This window comes from Lacisediminihabitans sp. H27-G8 (assembly GCF_046156175.1).
In the GTDB taxonomy this organism is placed as follows: domain Bacteria; phylum Actinomycetota; class Actinomycetes; order Actinomycetales; family Microbacteriaceae; genus Lacisediminihabitans.
Genome location: NZ_JAYLVL010000002.1, coordinates 147,028 through 167,317, shown reverse-complemented (window position 1 = coordinate 167,317; position 20,290 = coordinate 147,028). Strand labels below are relative to the sequence as shown.

Genomic DNA, 20,290 nt, shown 5'->3' with positions numbered 1-20,290 from the left:
CCCCAACAAGCTGCACCAGCAGCTCATCAACGACCCGTTCAAGATCCTCGATCTGCTCGGCAGCTACGACGTGATCGCCCGCATCACCGGTGGTGGCCCCTCGGGCCAGGCCGGCGCTCTGCGTCTCGGCATCTCGCGTTCGCTCAACCAGATCGATGAAGAGAACAACCGTGCGGCCCTCAAGAAGGCCGGCTTCCTCAGCCGTGACGCTCGCGTCAAGGAGCGCAAGAAGGCCGGACTCAAGAAGGCACGTAAGGCGCCTCAGTTCTCCAAGCGCTAACGCGCTGCAACTGACCCGCTTTCTATGCCTCGCCTCTTCGGCACCGACGGCGTTCGGGGTCTAGCGAACGACGTCATCACGGTAGAGCTGGCCGTCGGGCTTGCCCAGGCCGCTTCCGTGGTGCTCGGTAAAGGACGATTCGCCGACGGTCGTCGAGCCTCCGGGCGACGGCCGGTGGGCGTCGTCGCGCGCGATCCCCGGGTCTCCGGTGAGTTCATCGCGGCGGCCGTCATGGCCGGTTTCGCCAGTTCCGGCGTCGATGTTCTCGACGCCGGAATCATCCCGACACCGGCTGCGGCCTTCCTGATCTCGGATATCAAGGCCGATTTCGGCGTCGTGATCTCGGCATCCCATAATGCGGCTCCCGATAACGGGATCAAGTTCTTCGCGGTGGGCGGCACGAAATTGCCCGATGAAGTGGAAGACCGCATCGAAGCCGCGCTTGCGGAGAAGAAGCTTGCTCCGACCGGGGTCGAGGTCGGACGCATCCGTCGTTTCGCGGATGCCGAAGATCGCTACGTGCTCCATCTGCTCTCGACGCTCCCTCACCGGCTCGAGGGCATCCATGTGGTGCTCGACTGCGCCAATGGCGCCGCCGCCGGGATCTCCCCGGAGGTCTTCACTGACGCGGGCGCCACCGTCACGGTGATCGGTTCCGATCCCGATGGATACAACATCAACGAGGGAGTCGGCTCCACCCACCTCGACAATCTCGCCCGCGCGGTGCTCGAACACGGCGCCGATGTTGGCATCGCCCACGACGGGGATGCGGATCGGTGCCTCGCCGTCGATCACCTCGGCCAGATCGTGGACGGCGACCAGATCATGGCGATCCTCGCGGTCTCCATGAAGGAGCGCGGCCTGCTCGCGGAAGACACTCTCGTCGCTACGGTGATGTCTAACCTCGGCCTCAAGGTCGCGATGGCCGAGCACGGCATCACCCTGTTGCAGACCTCCGTCGGCGACCGCTACGTGCTCGAGACTCTCACCGAGAAGAAGTTGAGCCTCGGGGGTGAACAGTCCGGGCATGTGATCATGAGCCAGTTTGCGACAACCGGCGACGGCATCCTCACCGGACTCCACCTGCTCGCCGAGATGGCACGCACCGGTAAGTCGCTGGCGGAGCTCGCCGCGGTGATGACGGTGTATCCGCAGGTCATGATCAACGTGCGCGGGGTGGATCACCACGGTCTGGCGACGAACACGGTGATCGCGGATGCGGTTCGCGCCGCCGAGGCGCGCCTCGGCGAGACCGGGCGGGTGCTGCTGCGCAAGTCCGGTACCGAACCGATGGTGCGGGTGATGGTAGAGGCGGAAGACCAGGCGACGGCCCAGGCGATCACCGAGTCGCTGGCTAAGGTCGTGCGGGAACAGCTCGCTCGCTGACCGTTGCCGGGGTCTCGCCCGTCAGTAAGTGCCCCGTCGCGGGGCGGGAGCGACAGTCAGTGACGGATGATCGCCGCTCGCCGCAGGGCATGGTGCGGTGGCAGGGCTCCGTAGGGCTAGCTGCCGTCGGTCGAGAGGGTGTGGTGCCGAGCCGTCGAAAGGTGCTCCCTCGCGCGACGATTTCGACAGTTAGTGGCGATTGACCGTGCTTGGTCGTGGTCGTGGTCGTGGTCGTGGTCGGCGTCGGCGTCACGGGCGGCGTCTACGCGAGGAATCCGCTCAGTGGCAGAAAGCGCCCGCCCCGCCACGGTCTCCCGGCTACCTGTGTCCGGCCGTCAATATGTGCTCGATCGCGCGAAAGAGGCGACCGTTGGTGACGTTTCGCCGCGGTAAAAGTGCCGGCGTGCGGGAAGACCTCTGCGTCGGGTATCTCCCCGGCTCGCCCAGCCGTCAATAGGTGCTCTTTTCGGAGGAGGAGACGACATCGAGTGACTGTTCGACCGTCGCCTGCCGCACACCCGAACCGACACCGTGGTGGATGGCTCCGCTAGATCTTCCTCAAGAGAACACTGTTCACGGCGTGATCCGCTCCCTTGCGCAGCACGAGGTCCGCCCGAGAGCGCGTGGGAAGCACATTCTGCACCAGGTTCGGCTCATTGATGCGCTTCCAGATATCGGCGGCGCGAGCCACCGCCTCCTCGTGGCTCAGGCTCGCGAAGCGGTGGAAGTAGGACTTGGGGTTGGTGAACGCGCCCTGCTGGAGCTTCAGGAATCGCTCCTCGTACCAGCGCGCGATGTCGGAGGTGCGAGCATCCACATAGACGGTGAAGTCGAACAGGTCGCTGATCGCCAGACCGTGCCCGGATGACGGCGGCTGCAGCACGTTCAGGCCCTCGACGATGAGGATGTCCGGCCGCCGCACCACGATCTCGGCGTCGTGGATGATGTCGTAGCTGAGGTGCGAATAGAACGGGGCTCGCACCTCCTCCGCTCCGCTCTTCACCTTCGTGACGAAGCGGAGCAGCGCGCGGCGATCGTAGGACTCGGGGAACCCCTTGCGCTCCATCAGGCCGCGCCGTTCGAGTTCCGCGTTGGGAAGCAGGAACCCGTCGGTGGTCACGAGCTCGACGCGGGGGGTGTCCTCCCAGCGCGAGAGAAGCTCACGCAGCAGCCGGGCGCTGGTCGACTTGCCGACCGCGACGGATCCAGCGACCCCGATCACAAAGGGCGTTGCGGGCGAATCGCGCCCGAGAAAACGACTCGTGTCGCGATGGAGTTGGCGAGCGCCCACCGCGTAGAGGCTGATGAGCTTGCTGAGAGGGAGGTAGACGTCGGTCACCTCGCTCAGGTCCAGGCGGTCGCCGAGGCCGCGCAGACCCACGATCTCGGTCGGCGAAAGCGGGAGCTCGGTTGTCGGCGCGAGGGCCGCCCAGTCGGCACGCTCGATTTCGACGAACGGTGTGGAGTGGGCGGACGTCGAGTGGGCCGCGGCGGAATGGGCCTTGTCGGACATAGGAATTCAGGCTACCGGAGACCCGGTGTGCCGACGACCCGGCGGATATGCCTCGGCCGGTGCCGTAAAATCGGGTTTCATGTGTGGAATCGTGGGCTACGTCGGCAGCAACCAGAGTATCGAAGTACTGCTGGGGGGCCTTCGTCGACTCGAATACCGCGGCTACGACTCGGCGGGGATCGCCGTGATCGACCCAGAGGGCGTGCTGCATACGCGCAAGCGGGCGGGCAAGCTGCAGGTACTCATCGACGATCTGGATGGCCGCGAGATGGCGAACGGCGCCACCGGCATCGGGCACACGCGGTGGGCGACCCACGGTGGCCCCAACGACCAGAATGCGCACCCTCACCTCGGGGATGACGGCAAACTCGCACTCATCCACAATGGAATCATCGAGAACTTCGCCGAACTCAAGGCCGAGCTTCTCGCATCCCACCCCGACACCGTCTTCACCAGCGAGACCGATACCGAGGTCGCGGCGCTGCTCGTGGGAATCGAGTACCAGAAGACGGGCGACCTCGCTGTCGCTCTTCGCAACGTGGTCGATCGGCTGCACGGTGCGTTCACCCTGCTCGTGCTCCACAAAGACCAGCCCGGAGTCGTCGTCGGCGCCCGAAGGAACTCGCCCCTGGTGATCGGCCTCGGCGATGGCGAGAACTTCCTCGGGTCGGATGTCGCGGCCTTCGTCGAGCACACCCGTCGCGCCATGGCGATCGGCCAGGACCAGCTCGTCACCATCACCGCCGACAGCGTCACGGTCACCGACTTCCTCGGTAACCCGGTCGAGACCGAAGAATTCGAGATCGCCTGGGATGCCTCTGCAGCCGAGAAGGGTGGATGGTCGAGCTTCATGGCCAAGGAGATCAGCGAGGAGCCGGAGGCTATCGCCAAGACCCTGCTCGGCCGCATCGCCGACGGAGCGGTGCGACTGCACGAGCTCGACAGCCTCGGCGACGATGCCCTGCGGGACATCGACCGCATCGTGATCCTCGGCTGCGGCACGGCCAACTATTCCGGGATGCTCGGTAAATACGCGATCGAGAAGTGGGCACGCATCCCCGTGGATGTCGAACTCTCGCACGAGTTCCGCTACCGCGATCCGGTGATCGACGCCCGCACTCTCGTCGTGTCGATCAGCCAGTCGGGTGAGACCATGGACACCCTGATGGCCGTGAAGTATGCGGTTGCGGCCGGGGCGAAGACGCTCTCGATCTGCAACACCCAGGGCGCCACCATCGCCCGTGAATCCGACGCCGTGATCTACACGCACGCCGGACCGGAGGTGGCCGTGGCATCCACCAAGGCCTTCGTCGCTCAGGTCGCCGCGCTGTATCTCTTCGGCCTGCACGTCGCCCGCGTGCGCCAGACGCTCTCTGCGGTAGAGATCGCGGGCCTGCTCGACGAGCTCCAGGCGTTGCCCGACCAGCTCGCGACCGTGCTCGAGCAGCACGACGCGATCACCCAGCTTGCGGGCTGGATGACGGACACCCGTTCCGTGCTCTTCCTCGGCCGTCACGCGGGATACCCCGTGGCGCTCGAGGGCGCGCTCAAGCTCAAGGAGCTCGCCTACATCCATGCGGAGGGTTTCGCGGCCGGTGAACTCAAGCACGGTCCGATCGCGCTCATCGAGCCGGGCCAGCCCGTCTTCGTCATCGTGCCGAGCCCGCGCGCGAAGGATTCGCTGCATCCCAAGGTCGTGTCGAACATCCAGGAGATCCGCGCCCGCGGTGCTCGCATCCTCGCCATCGCCGAAGAGGGGGATGTCTCGGTGCTGCCCTATGCCGACACCGTGATCCGCATCCCGCTCGCCTCCACGCTGTTCGAGCCGCTGCTCGCCGTTGCGCCACTGCAGATCTTCGCAATGGAACTCGCCGCGGCCAAGGGGCTCGACGTGGACCAGCCCCGCAACCTGGCTAAGTCGGTCACGGTCGAGTAACTCGCTCGAGTAACACCCGGGAGGCATCGGAATGATCATCGGCATCGGTGTGGATGTCGTCGATCTCGCCCGTTTCGAGCGCGCCACCACCCGAACACCGGGAGTTCTCACCCGCTTGTTCGCCGAGAGCGAACAGTGGGACGGGGAGGCCAGAAGATCGCTCAGCTCCATGGCCGCGCGGTTCGCGGCGAAGGAGGCCGTCATCAAGGCGATCGGCGATTCCACCGGGGTGCGCTGGCACGACATGGCCGTCGTCTCGGATGGCCTTCGTAATCCCTCGATCGAGGTCTACAACTCTCTCGCCGACATCGTCGCGGCGCGGGGGATCTCCGCCATCCACCTGTCGATGAGCCACGATGCCGGGGTCGCGATCGCCTACGTGATCGCCGAGGGTCCGGGCGCTTCATGAGCCGGCCGCTTCGCGAGGCGCGTGTCGATCTCGACGCGGTGGCCCACAACATCCGCGTGCTGCGCGGCAACATCGGGGATGCTCGGCTCATGACCGTCGTCAAGTCGCGCGCCTACGGCCACGGTGCCGTGGCCGTCTCGCGCGCAGCGATCGCCGCCGGCACGGACTGGCTCGGCGTCGTGGACATCGCCGAGGCGCTCGAGTTGCGCGCGGCGGGCATCGATGCGCCGATCCTCGCCTGGTTGCACGGCCCCGAAGCCGGTTTCGACGACGCCATCGCCGCAGACATCGACCTCGGAGTGCACTACCTCCAGCAGCTCGACCGGGTGGCGGATGCTGCGGGCACCGCCTCCGTGCAGCTCAAGGTGGACACCGGCCTTGGTCGCAACGGCGCCGTGGAGTCCGACTGGCGCCCGCTGTTCGAGGCGGCCGCCGAGCACGAGCGTGCCGGGCGGCTGAGGGTGCGCGGGCTCTGGAGTCATCTCGCCAATGCCGGAGAGGGGGAGGATCTCGCCCAGGTCGCGGCCTTCGAGCGGGCGATCGCCGATGCGCTGTCGGCAGGGCTCACTCCCGAACTGCGCCATCTCGCCGCGACCGCCGGAGCGCTCAGGGTGCCCTCCGCGCGATTCGGCCTGGTGCGGGTGGGAATCGGCACCTACGGCCTTTCACCTTTCGACGACGCGAGCTCCGCCGATCTCGGGCTCCGTCCGGCGCTCGAATTGAGCGCGGGCATCGTCTCCGTGAAGCGCGCCCCGGCGGGCACCGGCGTGTCGTACGGCTTCGACTACCGCACGCCCGTCGAGACGAGCCTTGCGCTCGTGCCCCTCGGGTACGGCGACGGCATCCCTCGCCAGGCATCGGGGCGCGGACCGGTGTCCATCAACGGTCGCCAGTACCGGGTCGCCGGCCGCGTCGCGATGGACCAGTTCGTGGTGGACGTGGGCGACGACGAGGTCGCGGTGGGCGACCGCGCGGTGCTGTTCGGGGATCCCGGGACCGGGGTGCCGTCCGTGGACGACTGGGCACGAGCCGCCGACACCATCAACTATGAGATCGTCACGCGCCTCGGCGGCCGGATCGAGTGGACCTATGCAGCTAGAGATTGACACCCCGGAACACATGGCCGAGCTCGGGGCCCGTCTCGCCCTCGAGCTGAAGGCCGGCGACCTGGTTGCGCTCAACGGCGAGTTGGGGGCCGGGAAGACCACCTTCACCCGTGGTCTCGGCGAACAGCTCGGTGTGCGGGGATCGGTGACGAGTCCCACCTTCGTGCTCGCTCGCACGCATCGGCGGCTCGTCGAAGGCGCCCCCCTCGTGCACGTGGACGCCTACCGGCTCGGTAGTGCGGCCGAGCTCGATGATCTCGACATCGACTGGTCGGCGTCGATCGTGGTGGTCGAATGGGCGGCCGGGATGCTGGACGGTGTCGCCGAACACTGGATCGAGATCGACATCCGCCGGCCGACCGGCGCGGGTGCCGACGTCGCGGACGGGGACGAACCGGTGGAGCCGCGGATCGTCACCATCACCGGGCACGGCGCACGCTGGCGCGACCTTAGGCTGGACTGATGCTGCTCGCCATCGACACCTCCGCCGGGACGAGTGTCGCCGTGGTCGACCGGGACCGAGGCATCCTCTCGGAAGTGAACGATTCCGACACCCGGCGCCATGCCGAGGTGATCGGCGAAGCGATCCTGTTCGCGATCGAGCGGTCCGGCATTGCGATCGACCAGCTCTCCGGAGTCACCGCGGGCATGGGCCCTGGTCCGTTCACCGGCCTGCGGGTGGGGATCGCCGCCGCCCAGGCTTTCGCCTTCGGGGCGTCCCGTCCGCTCGTGCGTGTGGTGAGCCACGATGCGGTCGCCTGGGGTCACTTCGCGGCGGGCAATACGGGCCCGCTGCTCGTCGTCACGGACGCCCGTCGACGCGAGGTCTACTTCTCCGCCTACTCCGGCGTCGATTCGGTAGGACTTCCGGTGCGCGCGCAGGAACCGGGACTGTGCCGCCCCGATGAGCTGTCCCTGGCGGTGGCGGATTATGAGGACTACGAGCGGATCGATGCGGCCGAGGTGTCCGCCGCATCCGCCGGTCTGCTCGCCGAGGGCCTGTTCCTGCACAAGCGTGCCTTCGCCGGTGCTGAGGCGCTCTACCTGCGGGCACCGGATGCCACGGTCTCGGCCGGTCCGAAGCGGGTGAGCTGAGTGAGCTGGCAACTGCGTGTCGCGACGACGGAAGACCTCGCCCGCATCATGGAGCTCGAGACCGGCACATTCGGCACCGACGCCTGGTCGAGTGACGCGATGCTCAGCGATCTGCGCAATCCGCAGTGCTATTACCTCGTGGCCGACAGGCTGGGATTCCCGGGAGAGCTCGACGGTTACGCCGGGCTGTTCGCCCCCCGAGGTGCCCTCGAGGGAGACATCCAGACCATAGCCGTGGCAGAGACCGCTCGCCGGGGAGGGCTCGGTCGAGCGCTGATGAACGCGCTGATCGGCGAGGCACGCAAGCGCGGCGCGAAAGAAGTGTTCCTCGAGGTGCGCGCAGACAATCCTGGTCCCAAACGCCTCTACGACAGTCTCGGATTCGAGGAGATAGCGGTGCGGGTGGGCTATTACCAACCGGACGGCGTGGATGCGATCGTGATGCGGCTCGACGTGCCAGAGCCCGTCACTCGACCGGCGGTCGGACAGTGACCGGCGGCCCTCTCGTGCTGGGCATCGAGACGAGCTGTGATGAGACCGGGATCGGCATCGTCCGCGGCACGACCCTGCTCGCCAACGTGATCGCCTCCTCGATGGACGAGCACGCCCGCTACGGGGGAGTCGTGCCCGAGATCGCCGCCCGTGCCCACCTCGAGGCGCTGACTCCGGCCCTGACGGCGGCGCTCGCCGGGGCCGGAGTGACGCTCGCCGAGCTCGACGCCATCGCCGTGACCAGCGGGCCGGGCCTTTCCGGTGCCCTCATGGTGGGTGTCGGAGCGGCAAAGGCGCTCGCTGTCGCCCTCGACAAGCCGCTCTACGCCATCAATCACCTCGTGGGGCATGTGGGTGCCGATGTTCTGCGAGACGACGGCACGGACATCGAGCTTCCGACCATCGCACTGCTGGTGTCGGGTGGTCACACGTCGTTGTTGCACGTGCGCGACCTGATCTCCGATGTCGAACTTCTCGGCGAGACCATCGACGATGCCGCCGGCGAGGCTTTCGACAAGGTGGCTCGTCTGCTCGGGCTGCCCTATCCCGGTGGCCCGCAGATCGATCGGGTGGCGATGGGCGGTGACCCGAAGGCGATCCGTTTCCCGCGCGGGCTCAGCCAACCCAAAGACATGGCGAAGCATCGCTACGACTTCTCCTTCTCGGGGCTCAAGACCGCCGTGGCGCGCTGGGTGGAGCAGAAGCGTGATGCGGGCGAAGAGGTGCCCGTGGCGGATGTCGCGGCGAGCTTCCGTGAGGCGGTCACCGATGTGCTGCTCACGAAGGCGGTCGCGGCCTGCCGGGACCTCGGCGTACCGCGGCTGCTGCTCGGCGGCGGAGTCGTCGCCAACGCCCGGGTTCGAGAGGTCGCGGCGGAGCGCTGTGCGGCTGCGGGAATCGAGCTGCGGATCCCCCCGCTGGCCCTCTGCACCGATAACGGAGCGATGATCGCGGCCATCGCGGCAAGGCTGATCGAGGCCGGCCACGGGCCTTCCGCCCTGTCGTTCGGGGCCGACTCCACCTTGCCGGTCACGGTCATCCAAGCCTGACTCGAGCGCCGGGCTCACCGCAACGCTGTTTGACATGCCACCACGGCGGTGAAATGCTGTGAATCGCCTGACCCAGACAACGTTCTCAAAGGAGCAACCATGACTGACCCCGACAACGGCGCCGTGCCGCCGGTACCGCCGCCAGCCTCGCCCGTGACTCCGCCCGTCGCGCCTCCCGTGATGCCGCCGGCTCCTCCGGCCGGGGACGGCTACACGACTGCCCCTCCCGCCTATGCCGCTACGGGTGTCGTCGGCCCCAAGAAGACCCTCAGCCTCATCGGAATGATCGCGGGAATCGTCGGTCTTCTCGGTTTCTGGGTCGTCTTCATCCCGATCGTCGGGTCGGTGCTGCAGCTCTTCATCCCCGGCGCCGCGCTGGTGCTCGGAATCCTCGGTCGCAAGCGCGAAGGTCTGCCGGCCAAGGGATTCTGGATGACCGCGATCATCACCGGAATCGTCGGCCTGGTCATTGCGATCATCGCCCTCATCGGCTGGATCGCCCTCTTCGCCATCGGTGGCGCCAACGGCGCCTTCGACTCGAACAACTACTAGTCGCACGCTTTCGACCGTCAGGGTCCGTCTCCTTCGGGGACGGGCCCTTTGTCGGCTACCGGCCGATGCCGGGGTGCCGAGTCATCAGTCGCGGAAGGTGACTCGCTCGCACAGGAGAGCGGTGTGCCGACCCGCCACGCGGGTGAGCACCAGTGTCGCGGACTGCGGGCCGTGGAGGGAGAGCTTGCGCCGGAAAGCCGCTGGATCGACATCCACTCCGCGCTTCTTGATCTCGAGCGAACCGATGCCCCGTGCAGCCAGCTCCTTCTTCAGCCGACGTTCGTCAAGCGGGAAGGTCTCGACCACACGGAAGCACGCGGCAAAAGGCGTCTCGATCGCGGTCTCAGAGGTGAGGTAGGCGATGCCGTCGCTCAGCATGGTCGCGCCGATGCGCCGGCCGAGGTCGCCGATCAGTCGGGAGCGGATGACCGCCCCATCGGGCTCGTACAGGTAGCTGCCGAGCGTGCCGGTCTCGACATCCGTGCTGTCGCCGGTGGAGGCGAGCTCCGCGGTGCCGTGCTCGCCGATCACGAGCGCGGAGCGGCGGATGCCCGGGCGCGCGAGGCTGCCGAACCAGAGCCCGAGCTCGACCACGTCGCGATCGACGGACACCCACTGCGCCTCAGCCTCTGGCGGGATGAGGTCGCGGTCGATCCCGGGTCCGAGTTTGATTCCGGTGGGCAGCCGGTCCGCGATACCGAAGGCGAAATCGAGCGTCGGCGAATAGTCGGCGGGGTCCGAGAGGCGGGAGGTGTTCTGGTGGCCGGCGGTGCGTCGGGCGGGGTCGAGGTAGACCCCGTCGAAGCCCTCGAGATCGAAGGTGGTCACGTCGGCGTGCTCGACGGTGGCATTCGGCCAGAGTGCGAGGTTGTAGGCGGCGATCGCCGCGGTCACCTCATCGAGTTCGACGGCGGTCACTTCGAGATCCAGCGAGGCGAGCGCGAGCGCGTCGCCCCCGATCCCGCTGCCCAGGTCGGCGATGCGCAGGAGCCCTGCGGCCTGGAACCGCCCGGCATGAAGGGCGGCTACCCGCAGACGGGTCGACTGCTCGAGCCCGGCCTCGGTGAAGAGCATCCGCCCGGCGAAAGGCCCGAACTTGGCCGCTGCCTTTGCGCGCAGCTTCGACTGGCTGAGCACCGCTGCCACGAGGCCGGGAGAGTGGCCGGCCCGACGGAGGTCGTTCACGGTCTTCAACAGATCCGAGTTCGACTGCCATTGGGGCAGCGAATCCAGCAGCCTCAGGCCATCACTGGAGAGCAGTTCGACGAGCTCTGAGGAATCCATCGACCCACCGTACCAAGCCGTCGATTGGCACTCACCTTGCAGGAGTGCTAACGCGCGGCTAAGCTACATCTGGCACTCTCCTCAGGAGGGTGCTAACCCTCCAGATTTCGAAGTACTTCAAGAAAGAGGTCAACCGTGGCAGTCTCCATCAAGCCGCTCGAAGATCGCATTGTCATCAAGCAGGTCGAAGCCGAGCAGACCACTGCATCCGGTCTCGTCATCCCGGACACCGCGAAGGAGAAGCCCCAGGAGGGCGAGGTCGTCGCGGTAGGACCGGGTCGCATCGACGACAACGGCAACCGCATCCCCCTCGACATCGCCGTCGGCGACAAGGTCATCTACTCCAAGTACGGTGGAACCGAGGTCAAGTACGGCGGGGAAGACCTGCTCGTGCTGTCGGCTCGCGACGTGCTCGCGGTCGTCACGCACTAAGACCACTTCTTCACGAAGGGCCCATTCCGATCATCTCGGAATGGGCCCTTTCTCTTTTGTGCCGTAACATCCCCATGATGCCCAGCTCGCGATCCCCCGAACAGTCCGCGGAACGATCGGGTGTGGTGATGGCCGTCGCGGCCTATGCGCTCTGGGGCATCCTGCCGCTCTACTTCCTGCTGCTTCAGCCCTCTGGCGCGTTCGAGATCGTCGGCCTGCGCATCCTCTTCTCCCTGGTGTTCTGCGCGATCATCATCACCGTCACGCGCAAATGGCCGGCGCTCGTCGCGATCCTGCGCCAGCCGCGCATCGTCTTCACGATGGGGCTCGCCGCGGTCTTCATCTTCGTCAACTGGCAGGTCTACGTCTTCGCGACGCTCGATGGCAAGGTGATCGAGGCATCCCTCGGCTACTTCATCAATCCCATCGTCACGGTTCTGCTCGGGGTGATCTTCCTGCGTGAGAAGTTGCGGATTGCGCAGTGGATCGCCGTGGGCACGAGCCTCGTTGCGGTCGTGGTGCTCGCATTCAACTACGGGGCATTGCCGTGGATCTCACTCGTGCTCGCCTTCTCCTTCGGGCTGTACGGGCTCATCAAGAAGCGCGTGGGCCCAGCCGTGGATGCCGTGAGCGGTCTCACGCTCGAAACGGCCTGGCTCGCACCGGTCGCCATCGTGCAGCTTGCGGTCGTCGGCAGCAGCGCCGGGCTCACCTTCGGCACCGTGAGCCTCGCCCACACGCTTCTCCTGGTGAGCGCCGGGGTCGTCACCGCGGTTCCGCTTCTGCTCTTCGCGGCCGCCGCGCGACGACTGCCTCTCGTCTACCTCGGACTCACCCAATACCTGGCGCCGGTGCTCCAGTTCGTGGTGGGCGCCTTCGTGCTGGGGGAGGACATGCCGCCCGCGCGCTGGATCGGATTCGCCCTCGTCTGGGTGGCGCTCACGATCCTCACCGTCGACATCTTCGTCTCGGCGCCCCGGGCCCGTCGCGCCTCGCTGCCGGCCCAGTGACCGAACTGTAGGGTTCGACATACCCGATCTACCCGAAGGGCCATCATGTCGCGCTCCCGAACGCTTCCGGCTGCCGTCTCAGGAGTCATGCTCAGCCTTGCGCTCGTGTCCTGCTCTGTCGCAACCCCGACGCCCGATCCACCGGCCCCGACGGCATCCTCGACCGCGGCACCTTCCGGCGACGGTGTACTGCGCATCGGCACACTCTTCCCCAGCACCGGCACGCAGTCCTACCTCGGCGGCGCGCAGGCCGGGGGAGTCGCCGTAGCCGTCAAGGAGATCAACGATGCCGGTGGCGTGCTCGGCAAGCCCGTGGAAGTGCTCGCACGCGACTCCGGCGATGTGTCCACTGCGACGATCGAGGCGTCGATCTCCGAGCTCGTGACCGCGAAGGCGGATGTGCTGATCGGGCCGTCGTCATCGGTGTTGGCCGAACGGGTCATCCCGAAGCTCGTCGCGGCGAAGCTGCCGATGATCTCGCCCGCCGCCACCTCGGTTCGCCTGAGTTCGGTGGCATCCGGTGGCTATTTCTTCCGCACGATCGGCTCTGCCTCGCTCGAAGGGGACGCCCTCGCGAAGACAATCGGAGGGGGGAAAGCCCGCATCGCGATCGTGTACTTCGATGACGACATGGGCCGGGCGGTACTCGGCACGATGCGGGCAGCGCTCGCGGCATCCGGAGGCGTGGTGGGCGTGCAGAAGATCGATGCGGCAACGAAGGACCTGGCGCCCGTCATCGCCGCGGTGAAGAGCTCGAAACCAGACGACGTCGTCTTCGTGAGCCCGTTCAGTGCACTGGCGCAGAACACGGCGATGATCACCCAGCTCACGGGGGCGGGATTCGGCGGGCCGAAGCTCTGGCTGACCGGACAGAACACCGCGGACTACTCCCAGGCTGTGCCGGCCGGCACCCTGGCAGGCGTGAACGGCATCCTCGAGGGGGCGCAGCCGACTCCCGCCTTCGCCGCGCGGGTCGCGGCCCTCGCACCGGCGGTCACCGACCTTCAGTACGCCGAGGAGTCCTACGACGCCACGATTCTCGCCGCCCTCGCGGCGACGGTCGCCACCGATGCGAGCGGCGCGGCGATCGCGTCCCACCTGCGCGAGGTGTCCGCCGGGGGAATCGAGTGCACTACCTACCGCGAGTGTGTCGATGTGTTGAAGACCTCTTCCGACATCGACTACGACGGGATCTCGGGGGCCACCACATTCGACGCCAACGGCGATACGAGTCCCGCGCACTTCGGGCTCTACCGCTATGACCCCGCGGGCCGCTTCGCGCGGGTCGGAGACATCCTGGCCGGCTGACGCCGCTCTCGGCAGAAGACGGCGTGCGTCGCGCCGAAAACGGAGCTTTTCGACCGGAGAACGATCTCGACGTAACGGAAAGTAACGATTCGGCCGTGTTACGTGGCTGTAACACGCACGTATTGTTTCGGGACCTCCGGGGCAATACCTTCGATAGCAGTGCAGTACCCCGTATTGTCACGTCCTCATCACAACTCAACGCAAGGAGCATCATGAGCGTTTTCGCGAAGGCTAAGGCCTCCCGCTCACGGGCCCTCAAGTCCACCATCAGCGGTATCGCGATCCTCGGTGTCAGCGCGCTTCTTCTCAGCGCCTGCGCATCGACGGGCAGCACCACCTCTGGCGGCAAGGACCTGAGCCTCAAAATCGGCAGTATTCTCCCGCAGACCGGAACCCTCGCGGTCCTCGGCCCGCCCGAGATCGCCGGGGCCGATCTCGCCGTTCAGGACATCAATGCGGCCAAGGCGGGGCTCAAGATCTCCGTCACCCACAAGGACTCGGGTGACACGACCACCGACATCGCTACCCAGTCGGCGACGGCGCTCCTGGCCGATGGTGTCTCGGTCATCATCGGGGCAGCCTCCTCTGGCGTCTCGAAGACCTTCATCGACCAGGTCACCCAGGCCGGTGTCGTTCAGATCTCCGGTGCGAACACCTCTCCGGACTTCACCAACTACGCGGATGACGGCTACTACTGGCGCACCGCCCCGTCCGACGTTCTCCAGGGCCGCATCCTCGGCAACAAGATCCTGAAGGACGGCGCGACCAAGGTCGCCATCCTGTACATGAACGACGCATATGGAACGGGCCTCGAGTCCAACGTCAAGAAGGCCCTCACCGCTGGCGGAGCAACCATCGCCGGTGAAGAGATCTTCGAGCCGGCGTCCACCGACTTCAACAGTGCGATCACCTCGCTGCTCGCGACCAGCCCCGACGCTCTCGTGGTGATCTCGTTCGACGAGATCAAGACGATCGCGGAGCAGCTCGCGGCGAAGGGCTTCGACTTCAAGAAGTTCTACGGCACGGACGGTAACTACGGAGTCATCGGCGCGAAAGACACCAATGTCGACATCGCCGGCGCACAGTTCACCAACCCCGGCGTCGAGGCGACGAAGAAATTCCAGGCCGACCTCCAGGCTCTCGTCAAGAAGCAGGGGGCGTCCGAACTCGGTGTCTTCAGCTACGCGGCAGAGACCTACGACGCCGTAGTGCTTTCAGCTCTCGCGGCTCTCCAGGGTGGCGCGACCGATGGTGCGACCATCAAGGCGAACCTGCAGTCGGTCTCTGAAAAGGGAACGAAGTGCACGACCTACGCCGACTGCGCCAAGCTGATCGCCGACAAGAAGGACATCAACTACGACGGTCTCTCCGGTCCGATCACGTTCGACAAGAACGGCGACCCGACCGAGGCGTACGTCTCGATCTACAAGTACGCGACGGGTAACACCAACGCGTTCGAGCAGCAGGTCTACGGCAAGCTGTAACTGCCGCTAGCTCAGCTATGCGAAGGGGTCTGGCCGAGAGGTCGGGCCCCTTCGTGCGTGTGGGTGCAGGTAGGCCCGGTGCGCGGGGACGGCGGAGGCGACTGGTGGCGCGGGTGGGGGCTGCACGGCGTGCGGGGGCCGTAGGTGGCGAGATTGGGCTGAGGCGGGGTTCCGCGAGGCATGTGGGGGCTGTGTGGGGCGTGTGGTGACCGTGCGGGGCCGCGTAGCGCCGCGGGGTCGGGCGTGGACGCTGGGGGATCTGCGGGCCACACAGGGGCTTCCGGCGCGGTCGCAGCCTCGCCTGGCTCGGCCCCTCGCCCGGCTCGGCCCCTCGCATCCGCAGCTGCGTCCGCAGCTGCATCCGCAGCTCGCTGCTGTCGACGGCCGCGCATCGACTCGGGAGATGTTGCGACCTGTGGGTGTCGCCAGCCCGCAACAACTCCAGGGTCGATCTGCCCGTTGCCCGCCGAGCGCACCACAACCTCGAGTTGCCCATAACGGTTCTTCCCGGACAGTTGTTACGACCGAAAGTGGCATCTCGGTGACTGGACATCGGACCGGAGAGCGCCCGGTGGCCCGCCCCGCCGCGCGAACGGCCCCGCGAACCCCCTCAAACCGCCTTGCGCCTACTCCGGTAGACACAAAAGCGCGGGCGGACTCTCGTCCACCCGCGCCTGTAAGACAGTCTTAGCTGGCGGCCTTCGACTTCTCCTGGTCGGCCGCGAGGGTTCCGAGATAGAGCTCGATGACCTTCGGGTCCTTCATGAGGTCGCGGCCGGTGCCGGTGTAGGCATCCGTCCCCTGGTCGAGCACGTAGCCGCGGTCGCAGATCTGCAGGGCGCGCCGTGCGTTCTGCTCCACGATCATGATCGAGACGCCGGCGCGGTTGATGGCGGCCACGTTGATGAAGGTCTCGTCCTGGCGCACCGGGGAGAGCCCGGCGCTCGGCTCGTCGAGAAGCAGAACGCTCGGTTCCATCATGAGCGCGCGGGACATCGCCACCATCTGGCGCTCCCCGCCGGAGAGCGATCCGGCCCGCTGTTTGAGGCGCTTGCCGAGCTCGGGGAAGAGGCTCGTGACGAAGTCCAGCCTCGGCTTGTACATCTTGGGCTCCTGGTAGATGCCCATCTGCAGGTTCTCTTCGATGGTCAGGCTGGGGAAGACGTTGTTGTTCTGCGGCACCATGCCCACGCCCTTGGAGACGAGTTTGTCGGCCTTGAGCCCGGTGATGTTGTCCCCCTTGAGCATGACGCTTCCGCTGCGGATGTTCACCTGGCCGAAGATCGCCTTCAGCAGTGTCGACTTCCCGGCGCCGTTCGGGCCGATGATGCCGACGAGCTCGCCCTTTCCGACGTGAACATTGCAGCCGTTCAGGATGTTGACGCCGGGCAGGTAGCCGGCCACCAGATCCGTGGTCTCGAGTACGATCTCGCTCATTTGTCGTCCGCCTTTGCGTCGGGGGTGCCTGCGGTCGGCGTGGCTGCGTCGTTCGCAGAGTGTTCCGCCGCCAGGTCGGACTCGATCTCGTCCTTGACGAGGTCGGACTCCATTCCCTCGGCGATCTCCATCTGGCCCGTGAGGGTTCCGAGGTCGGTCTCGTGATGTGCCCCGAGATAGGCGTCGATCACGGCCTGGTCGTTCATCACCACGCCCGGAGGGCCCTCGGCGACGATGCGGCCCTCGGCCATCACGACAACCCAGTCCGCGATCTCGTTGACCATGTGCATGTCGTGCTCGACGAACAGCACCGTCATGCCCTCGGCCTTCAGATCCTGGATGTGGTGAAGCAGGGACTGCGTCAGCGCCGGGTTGACCCCGGCCATCGGCTCGTCGAGCATCACCATCTCCGGCTCGCTCATGAGCGCACGGGCCATTTCGAGCAGCTTGCGCTGGCCGCCGGAGAGGCTTGCCGCGTAGTCCTCGGACTTGGTGTCGAGCTTGAACTTCGCCAGCAGCGACATCGCGCGCTCGGTGATGGCATCCTCACGCTTGCGCCAGAACGGACGGATCAGTGCGACGAAGAGGTTCTCGCCACCCTGCTCCTTCGCGCCGAGCAGCATGTTCTCGAGTACCGTGAGTCGGCCGAGCGCCTTGGTCAGCTGGAAGGTGCGCACCATCCCGAGCCGCGAGACGCGGAAGGCGGGCATGCGGGCGAGGTTCTTTCCGCCGAAGTTCCAGGTACCGGTGTTCGGCTTGTCGAATCCGGTGAGCAGGTTGAAGAAGGTGGTCTTGCCGGCACCGTTCGGACCGATGAGCGCGGTGATGGCACCACGAGGAATCTCGAGGTGATCCACCTCCACGGCCATGAGTCCGCCGAAGTGGCGGCTCACCTTGTCGGCGATGAGGATCGGGTCGATCTTGGCTACACCGGGCACCGCGGGGCCGGCAACGAGTTCTGCGGTGGGAGTTCGATTAGACACTGAACTGTGCATCCTTCTTCTTGCCGAAAATTCCCTGTGGTCGGAAGATCACCAGGATCATGAGGGCGACACCGACGATGACGAATCGGATCGGTCCCTGCTGGATCGAGGAGATCGGGATGACATGAGCATTCACCCCGAGGCTGAGCAGCCCATCTGAGAGCGACAGCGTCACCCAGAAGATGATCGACCCGATGATGGGCCCGAAGACCGTCGCCGCTCCTCCGAGCAGCAGGATCGTGTACAGGAAGAAGGTGAGTTGCGTGCCGTAGTTATCGGGCTGCAGCGACCGCGGCAGGATGAAGAGTGCACCGGCCAGTCCACCGAACACGCCACCGAGCACGAGGGCCTGCATCTTGTAGGAGTAGACGTTCTTACCGAGGCTGCGCACGGCATCCTCGTCTTCACGGATTCCACGGATCACACGGCCCCAGGGGCTGCGGATGAGCAGGAACACCAGGAGGGCGGCGAGAGCGACGAGCGCCCAGCCGACTATTCGCACCCACCATTGGTCGGACGAATAGGTGAGCACCCCGAAGCCGAATCTGCCCTCGGGGAGCGGGTTGGTGGCGTTGAAGGTGATCGCCGACCCGTTGATTCCCTCGGAGCCGCCGGTGACACTCGAGAACTCCGGTGTCTTCACCGATAGTCGGATGATCTCCGCGGCGGCGATCGTCACGATACTCAGATAGTCCGCCCTGAGTCTCAGCGTGGGGATCCCGAGGATGAGGGCGAAGATCGTCGCAGCCACGATCGTGGCGAGCACCGAGCCGTAGAGCGGCCAGTGCCACTTCACCGAGGTGATGGCGAAGGCGTAACCACCGATGGCCATGAAGCCGGCCTGGCCGAAGTTGAGCAGACCGGTGAAGCCGAAGTGCACGGCGAGACCGATCGTCGCCAGCGCGTAGGCCGCGGTTGTCGGCGAGAACAGTTCGCCGAACGAGAGGGGGATGAAGTTGTAATCCATGATGTATTTCGCTCCCTTAACCGATGCGGTCTCGTCGACCGAGGATGCCCTGTGGGCGGAAGAGGAGGATGAGGATCATGACCACCAGGGCGGCCACGTACTTCAGGTTCTCCGGAAGCCAGACTGTCGACACATTGATGAAGACGCCGATCACGATGGAACCGATGAGGGCCCCGAACGCGGTGCCGAGGCCACCGAGGGTGACTGCGGCGAAGATCAGGAGCAAGATCGAGGCGCCCGTGTCCCAGCGCAGGGACTGGTAGTACCCGACGAAGACGCCGGAGAGGGCCGCGAGTGCCGCTCCACCGATCCATACGGTGCGGATGACGCCTTCGACGTCGATACCGGATGCCGCGGCGAGCGAGCGGTTGTCGGCCACCGCGCGGGTCGCCTTTCCGATCTTGGTGCGCAGCAGCACGTAAGCCACAGCGAGCAGGAGCACGATCGCCACGACCGCGCCCGCGACATCCGTGAATTTGAGGCTGATCGCCCCGACCACCAGGAAGGGCTTGGTGGAGTTGGGGAGGGTGAGGCGGTCGGCTCCCCAGAAGAACACGAAGATGTAGCGGAGGGCCAGGGAGAGGCCGATCGTCACGATCATCAGCGGGATGAGCCCGAGGTTGCGCTTGCGCAACGGTGCCCACAGCCCGGCGTTCTGCACCCAGCCGAACGCGCCGCCGAGAACCACCGCGATGATGATCGCGATCCAGGCCGGCCAGTGCAGGATACCGCTGAAGGTATAGGCCATGAGGGCGCCGAAGGTGACGAGTTCGCCGTGGGCGAAGTTGTTGAGCCCTGTGGTGCCGTAGATGAGGGAGAGGCCGATCGCCGCGAGGGCGAGAAGCAACCCGAAGATGAGCCCGGTGACGACCTTCGACCAGAAGACGCTCCAGAACTGGGCGCTGGACTCGTTGGAGATGCCGTCACTGGGGCCCGGCGCGGGAGTGCTGCCGATGGCGGGGTTCGAGGGGGAGACGAGGAAGTAAGCAGGAACCTCAATGCCCTGGGCGAAGACATCCACCTTTCTCGGGTTGAGATTGGGGAAGCCAGCGTTCGCCGGCAACGACTTCTCGTCCACGGTGACGGTGTAGGTGCCGGACTTGGCGAAGCCGACGAGCACCTTGCCGTCAGGACCCGTGACGACGGTTTCGTCGAATCCACTCTTTCCGGTGACGTTGACGCTGACGTTCGGAACGCCGGTCTTGTCCGAGTCGAGCCGCACCCAGATCTGCATCGATTGTTTCGCGGTCGCGGGGTCGACCGGAGTGGTCGTGGCCGCATTCGCCGCGGTCAGTAACGCCGGGCTGGCTGAGAACGCGAAGACGGCGAGCAGCACCGCTGCGATGCCGATCAGCCAGCGTGTTCGCTGTGGGCGGGCACTGGGTACGAGTGTCACGAATCCTCCAAGACGAGCGCCAGCCGGAACAAAGGGGTTCCCGGGCCGTTCTGGCGTACGTCGTCGTTGACGTTACTGGCGGATTGTGTCCCCCATGTTTCGTCAGGGACACAATCTGTGGTTGGCCCATTATGGCCGTGGAATAGCCGCAAGGTCTAACCGGTTAACATT

The 20,290-nt window shown here is 66.1% G+C and carries 20 protein-coding genes; 14 read left to right on the top strand and 6 right to left on the bottom strand.

Features of this window, described 5'->3' with window-relative positions; all coding sequences use genetic code 11:
- Both rpsI and glmM read left to right on the top strand, forming a co-directional pair.
- The coding region (gene rpsI, locus VLI63_RS05580) for a 30S ribosomal protein S9 (RefSeq protein ID WP_409155909.1) at positions 1 to 280 on the top strand (280 nt) is incomplete at its 5' end.
- Between the two features lie 24 nt (positions 281 to 304).
- Positions 305 to 1,666: a phosphoglucosamine mutase gene (gene glmM, locus VLI63_RS05575; protein WP_409155908.1), complete on the top strand. Its 1,362-nt coding sequence runs from the start codon at positions 305 to 307 to the stop codon at positions 1,664 to 1,666.
- 547 nt (positions 1,667 to 2,213) lie between these two features.
- Here the strand turns inward: glmM and coaA are convergent.
- Complete coding sequence (coaA, locus tag VLI63_RS05570; protein WP_409155907.1) at positions 2,214 to 3,179, bottom strand: type I pantothenate kinase; 966 nt, start codon at positions 3,177 to 3,179, stop codon at positions 2,214 to 2,216.
- 79 nt (positions 3,180 to 3,258) lie between these two features.
- Here coaA and glmS point away from each other — a divergent pair, with 79 nt between their 5' ends.
- From glmS to VLI63_RS05530, 8 genes are all read left to right on the top strand, one after another.
- Positions 3,259 to 5,115 carry a glutamine--fructose-6-phosphate transaminase (isomerizing) gene (gene glmS, locus VLI63_RS05565; RefSeq protein ID WP_409155906.1) on the top strand — a complete coding sequence of 619 codons (1,857 nt, stop codon included), beginning with the start codon at positions 3,259 to 3,261 and terminating at the stop codon, positions 5,113 to 5,115.
- Positions 5,116 to 5,146: 31 nt separating this feature from the next.
- Positions 5,147 to 5,524, top strand: a complete 378-nt coding sequence (locus VLI63_RS05560; RefSeq protein ID WP_409155905.1) for a holo-ACP synthase — start codon at positions 5,147 to 5,149, stop codon at positions 5,522 to 5,524.
- The gene (alr, locus tag VLI63_RS05555; protein ID WP_409155904.1) at positions 5,521 to 6,630 is read left to right on the top strand and encodes an alanine racemase; all 1,110 of its coding nucleotides are present in this window, start codon (positions 5,521 to 5,523) and stop codon (positions 6,628 to 6,630) included. The genes VLI63_RS05560 and alr overlap by 4 nt, the downstream gene beginning before the upstream one ends.
- On the top strand, positions 6,614 to 7,093 hold the full coding sequence (gene tsaE / locus VLI63_RS05550; protein ID WP_409155903.1) for a tRNA (adenosine(37)-N6)-threonylcarbamoyltransferase complex ATPase subunit type 1 TsaE: 480 nt from the start codon (positions 6,614 to 6,616) through the stop codon (positions 7,091 to 7,093). Before alr ends, tsaE begins: the two co-directional genes overlap by 17 nt.
- Entirely contained in the window at positions 7,093 to 7,725 is a 633-nt protein-coding gene (gene tsaB, locus VLI63_RS05545) for a tRNA (adenosine(37)-N6)-threonylcarbamoyltransferase complex dimerization subunit type 1 TsaB (protein ID WP_409155902.1), read from the top strand. The genes tsaE and tsaB overlap by 1 nt, the downstream gene beginning before the upstream one ends.
- A complete protein-coding gene (rimI, locus tag VLI63_RS05540) occupies positions 7,726 to 8,217 on the top strand; it encodes a ribosomal protein S18-alanine N-acetyltransferase (protein WP_354574428.1) in 492 nt (163 codons plus the stop codon). It abuts the gene before it with no gap.
- Positions 8,214 to 9,266: a tRNA (adenosine(37)-N6)-threonylcarbamoyltransferase complex transferase subunit TsaD gene (gene tsaD / locus VLI63_RS05535; RefSeq protein WP_409155901.1), complete on the top strand. Its 1,053-nt coding sequence runs from the start codon at positions 8,214 to 8,216 to the stop codon at positions 9,264 to 9,266. The genes rimI and tsaD overlap by 4 nt, the downstream gene beginning before the upstream one ends.
- Before the next feature lie 99 nt (positions 9,267 to 9,365).
- A complete protein-coding gene (locus tag VLI63_RS05530) occupies positions 9,366 to 9,818 on the top strand; it encodes a hypothetical protein (protein ID WP_409155900.1) in 453 nt (150 codons plus the stop codon).
- A gap of 84 nt (positions 9,819 to 9,902) precedes the next feature.
- Here VLI63_RS05530 and VLI63_RS05525 read toward each other — a convergent pair whose 3' ends face one another.
- Entirely contained in the window at positions 9,903 to 11,102 is a 1,200-nt protein-coding gene (locus VLI63_RS05525) for a THUMP-like domain-containing protein (RefSeq protein ID WP_409155899.1), read from the bottom strand.
- A 135-nt stretch (positions 11,103 to 11,237) separates the two neighbouring features.
- Between VLI63_RS05525 and groES the strand changes: the two genes are divergently transcribed.
- The 4 genes from groES to VLI63_RS05505 all read left to right on the top strand — a co-directional run bounded on the left by groES (position 11,238) and on the right by VLI63_RS05505 (position 15,336).
- Positions 11,238 to 11,534 carry a co-chaperone GroES gene (gene groES, locus VLI63_RS05520; protein WP_185201682.1) on the top strand — a complete coding sequence of 99 codons (297 nt, stop codon included), beginning with the start codon at positions 11,238 to 11,240 and terminating at the stop codon, positions 11,532 to 11,534.
- Between the two features lie 74 nt (positions 11,535 to 11,608).
- On the top strand, positions 11,609 to 12,544 hold the full coding sequence (rarD, locus tag VLI63_RS05515) for an EamA family transporter RarD (protein ID WP_409155898.1): 936 nt from the start codon (positions 11,609 to 11,611) through the stop codon (positions 12,542 to 12,544).
- A gap of 45 nt (positions 12,545 to 12,589) precedes the next feature.
- Entirely contained in the window at positions 12,590 to 13,852 is a 1,263-nt protein-coding gene (locus VLI63_RS05510; RefSeq protein WP_409155897.1) for an ABC transporter substrate-binding protein, read from the top strand.
- A 212-nt stretch (positions 13,853 to 14,064) separates the two neighbouring features.
- Positions 14,065 to 15,336 carry an ABC transporter substrate-binding protein gene (locus tag VLI63_RS05505; protein ID WP_409155896.1) on the top strand — a complete coding sequence of 424 codons (1,272 nt, stop codon included), beginning with the start codon at positions 14,065 to 14,067 and terminating at the stop codon, positions 15,334 to 15,336.
- A 687-nt stretch (positions 15,337 to 16,023) separates the two neighbouring features.
- Here the strand turns inward: VLI63_RS05505 and VLI63_RS05500 are convergent.
- The 4 genes from VLI63_RS05500 to VLI63_RS05485 are packed head-to-tail and all read right to left on the bottom strand — an operon-like array spanning position 16,024 to position 20,119.
- Positions 16,024 to 16,773: an ABC transporter ATP-binding protein gene (locus VLI63_RS05500; RefSeq protein WP_185201678.1), complete on the bottom strand. Its 750-nt coding sequence runs from the start codon at positions 16,771 to 16,773 to the stop codon at positions 16,024 to 16,026.
- Positions 16,770 to 17,768 carry an ABC transporter ATP-binding protein gene (locus VLI63_RS05495; protein ID WP_409155895.1) on the bottom strand — a complete coding sequence of 333 codons (999 nt, stop codon included), beginning with the start codon at positions 17,766 to 17,768 and terminating at the stop codon, positions 16,770 to 16,772. The genes VLI63_RS05500 and VLI63_RS05495 overlap by 4 nt, the downstream gene beginning before the upstream one ends.
- Positions 17,749 to 18,723, bottom strand: coding sequence for a branched-chain amino acid ABC transporter permease (locus VLI63_RS05490; protein WP_185201676.1), 975 nt, complete (start codon positions 18,721 to 18,723; stop codon positions 17,749 to 17,751). Before VLI63_RS05490 ends, VLI63_RS05495 begins: the two co-directional genes overlap by 20 nt.
- Positions 18,724 to 18,739: 16 nt before the next feature.
- On the bottom strand, positions 18,740 to 20,119 hold the full coding sequence (locus VLI63_RS05485; RefSeq protein ID WP_409155894.1) for a branched-chain amino acid ABC transporter permease: 1,380 nt from the start codon (positions 20,117 to 20,119) through the stop codon (positions 18,740 to 18,742).
- Positions 20,120 to 20,290: the final 171 nt, after the last annotated feature.